The 3725-nt window shown below is 58.8% G+C and carries 5 protein-coding genes; 1 reads left to right on the forward strand and 4 read right to left on the reverse strand.

Going from position 1 to position 3725, the window contains the following annotated elements:
- Nucleotides 1-316 (forward strand): amidohydrolase family protein (locus RTS12_RS08070; RefSeq protein ID WP_312527255.1); only part of this gene is annotated, 316 nt, incomplete at its 5' end.
- A gap of 235 nt (nt 317-551) precedes the next feature.
- Here RTS12_RS08070 and RTS12_RS08075 read toward each other — a convergent pair.
- From RTS12_RS08075 to RTS12_RS08090, 4 genes are all read right to left on the reverse strand, one after another.
- The gene (locus RTS12_RS08075) at nt 552-1730 is read right to left on the reverse strand and encodes a M20 aminoacylase family protein (RefSeq protein WP_312527257.1); all 1179 of its coding nucleotides are present in this window, start codon (nt 1728-1730) and stop codon (nt 552-554) included.
- A gap of 2 nt (nt 1731-1732) precedes the next feature.
- The gene (locus RTS12_RS08080) at nt 1733-2467 is read right to left on the reverse strand and encodes an ABC transporter permease subunit (RefSeq protein ID WP_312527311.1); all 735 of its coding nucleotides are present in this window, start codon (nt 2465-2467) and stop codon (nt 1733-1735) included.
- 131 nt (nt 2468-2598) lie between these two features.
- On the reverse strand, nt 2599-3318 hold the full coding sequence (locus RTS12_RS08085) for an ABC transporter permease (RefSeq protein WP_312527259.1): 720 nt from the start codon (nt 3316-3318) through the stop codon (nt 2599-2601).
- A 77-nt stretch (nt 3319-3395) separates the two neighbouring features.
- Nucleotides 3396-3725: transporter substrate-binding domain-containing protein (locus tag RTS12_RS08090; protein ID WP_312527260.1), on the reverse strand; the 330-nt coding region annotated here is incomplete at its 5' end.

Consider the following 3725-nt stretch of genomic DNA (forward strand, 5'->3'; position numbering starts at 1 on the left):
GTTTTCTAGCGATTGGCCCGTGGCAGATGTCTCGGTCTTGCGCGGGATCGCTGCAGCGCTGACGCGCCCGACCTATGACGGTGCCCGCGATGAAAAGCTGTCCTTGAGCGAGGTTCTGCACGCCTATACCGCCGGCGGCGCGCGGGCCGCGCATCGTGAGCATCTGACGGGTATGCTGCGCGCCGGCCTTGCCGCCGATCTGGTCATGCTGGGGGGCGATATCGAGGCGGTCGAACCCGCACAGATCCCCCAGATGGGCATAGCCATGACGATCTGTGGTGGCCGCATCATTTATGACGGCACAACCACCGCTTGATCGGGCCATAGTCATCGCGTGTCGCAAAAGCGGGCCAGCAAAGCCAGTGGCCCCGATTGACCTGTGGCAAGGGCCTTAGCGGGGTCCGGGCCCCGATGATGCGACAGATCGAGGGGCGTCGTTTATTCACGAACAAGACCGGGCCAGCTTGACGGTCAAAAGACTGACATGCTGGCCCGCTCCATGGGTATTCAAATAGCGTTCAATCGCTTGGCCCTCATTTGGACCAGATGGGCTAAACCTGATCGCGCGACAGATAGGTTTCGGCAAGATTGACCCAAAAAGCCGCGCCAAGGGCCAGCGCATCATCGTTGAAATCAAACTTTGGGTGATGCAGGCCGGGGTCATCTGGACCCTTTGCCGTACCGATGAAAAAGTAGCTGCCGGGCTTTTCGACCAACATATAGCCGAAATCCTCGCTCCCCATCATCGGGCGGTCGAAATCGACGGTCAGCGCCTCTCCCCACATCTGGCGCGAAAGATCGCGCGCAAAGGCAGTCTCGGCTTCGTGGTTGATCGTGGCATCATAGCTGCGCCGATAGTCAACCGTCGCGCTCATACCATAGCTTTCGGCCTGAGCCGCCGCGATCAGGCGAATGCGCCGCTCGATCTCGTCGCGCACGCTGGGGCTGAAACTACGAATTCCGACGACGATTTGCGCAGTCGAGGGGATGATATTGCTGACAGTCCCGCCATGAAAGGCCGCAACCGTCACGACGGCCGGGTCAAGGGCTGCGATGTTTCGCGAGACGATGGATTGCAGCGCCATCACGATCGAGGCTCCGGCCACGATCGGATCCGAGGTCAGCTCGGGTGTCGAACCATGGCCGCCATTGCCCTGAACCGTGATATAGCATTCATCCACCGCCGCCATAATCGGCCCATCGCGAAAGGTGAACTGGCCGAAAGGCAGGCTGGGATCATTATGCATGCCAAAGACTGCATCGCAGGGGAATTGATCAAAGATGCCCTCTTCCACCATGATCTTCGCGCCGCCCCAGTTCTCTTCGGCGGGCTGGAAAATCAAATGTAGGGTGCCGTCGAAATTCTGCCGCTCGGCCAAAGTCCGCGCCGCTGCCAAAAGGGTCGCTGTATGGCCGTCATGGCCACAGGCATGCATCAAGCCCGATGTCTTGCTGGCATAGCTTGCACCAGTTTCCTCGATAATGGGCAGGGCATCCATATCAGCGCGCAGACCGATGGCGCGATTGCCAGAGCCGCAACGCAAAGTCCCGACCAGCCCGGTCTTGGCCAGACCGCGCGTCACCTCATAGCCGTAACCTTCCAGTTCACGCGCGACCAGATCCGAGGTCCGCTCCTCTTCCAATCCCAGTTCAGGATGGGCGTGCAGATCGCGACGCAGGGCGATGAATTCGTCCAGCGCGACGATATCTTGGGGAGAGATCAGCCTCATGGTCAGACACCTTTGGTCGGAATACGGTTTTCAAAGAAACGGAAGATCACAACAAGGATCGCAGTCAGCAGAAAGTAAATCAGCGCCAAAAGCAGCAGCGGCTCATAGGTCAGAAGCGTGTTCGAGCGCACCCGCGAAATCACGCCGTAAAGATCGACCACGGTGATCGTTGCGACCAAAGGGGTGGATTTCAGTTGCAAGACCGTTTCGCCATTCAATGTGGGCAAAGCGCGATGCAGGGCACGCGGCAACCAAATGCGCCAGAACAGCTTGAACCGCCCCATGCCAAACGCCCGCCCCGCCTGCAATTCACCCGAGGGAACGCCGGCAAAGGCACCACGCATGACCTCGGCCTCATAGGCTGCAAAAGACAGCGTCAAAGCTGCAACCCCATAGGGCCAGGCCTCGCGCAGATAGGGCCACAAAAACGAACCGCGCAGCCCCGGAATCATGGGGAAAAGCGAGCCCAAGCCGTAATAAAGAAGCCAAAGCTGCAACAAAAGCGGTGTGCCGCGGATGGTCGTGCAAAAGGCTTTGGCCGGAACCGCAAGCCATAGCGGTCCAGTTACCTGAACCAGCCCAAGGGGAACGGCCAGAACAAAACCCAAAACGACGGTCGAAACCAGCATTCCCAGCGTGACCAATAGCCCCTTCCAAAGAAGGTGCTGATATTCCGCCAGCCAATACCATTGGCCGTAGTGAACCACCAAGCCAAAGCCCAATGCCGCAATAAGCATCAAAACGATGCGATGGGGCTTAAGCCAGGGCTCGGGCGCATCCGGAAGCGCGCTTGGTCCAGGGGGGTGGATCAGATCGGCGCGAGCCTCATCAAAGCCGGGGGCGGTTGCAGCACGGGGATCAAGATCGCTCATGCGCGGGCCTCGGCAATTCCACGGCGCGCGCGGCGTTCAATCTGGCGAATGATGACATTGGAGACCAAGGTCAGGATCAAATACAGCACCCCCGCCGCGAAAAAGAACAGCAGGTAATGTTTCGTCGCGCCCGCAGCCTGTCGCGTCACCAGCGTCAATTCGCTGAAACCCACCACCGCCAAAAGCGCCGTATCCTTGGTCGCGATCAGCCAGAGATTGGCCAGACCGGGTATGGCAAAGGGCAGCATTGCAGGCAAAGTCACACGACGCAAAACCTTGCCGGGAGACATGCCATAGGCGCGGGCGGCCTCGATCTGCCCCGGCGAGATGGATTTGATCGCACCCCGGATCACCTCGGTCGAATAGGCGCCCTGCACGATGCCGATCACAAAAATACCGGCCGCCAGACCGGAAATATCAACAGATCCGCGCCCGAGAACGGCCATCAACTGGTTCAAAAGATCGGTCCCCGCATAGTAAAGGATCAAGATCAGGACCAGTTCGGGCACCGCGCGAACCACGGTGGTGTAGATCTCCATCAGATCGCGGATCAATGGGCCGCCATAGAGCTTGCCCATTGCCCCGCCGACCCCCAGAACCAGACCCAGCGCATAGCCGCCAACCGCGATCTGGATCGAGCGCAGAAAGCCAGTCAAAAGAACCCCGCCCCACCCCGGAGGCGATAGGGCAAGAAGCCCCCAATCGATTACTGCCATCTTGCCCTCTGCCGTTCGGTGATCGTGGCGCGCACCATTACTGTTGGCGCGCGCCGGATTTTCTTAGAAAGTCCCGCTCAATCTCCGAAAATATCGAAGTCGAAGTACTTTTTGTTGAATTCGGCATATTTGCCATTGGCGCGAATACCTTTGATCGCGGTGTTCAACTTTTCCTTCAGCTCGGTATCGGATTTGCGCAGCCCAATGCCCGCGCCATCCGCCAGCACATCCTGATCATCGACAACCGTTCCCTTCATATCGCAGCAAGCCTTGCCTGCCTCGGTATTCAGGAAGTCCTTCATCGCAATATCATCCGCCTCGATCGCATCGATGCGACCTGCGACCAGGTCATTATTGGCCTCGTCCTGGGTCTGATATTCACGCAAAGTCGCGCCGGCCGGTGCAAA

It is taken from the genome of Paracoccus sp. (in: a-proteobacteria), assembly GCF_032007265.1.
In the GTDB taxonomy this organism is placed as follows: Bacteria; Pseudomonadota; Alphaproteobacteria; order Rhodobacterales; family Rhodobacteraceae; genus Paracoccus.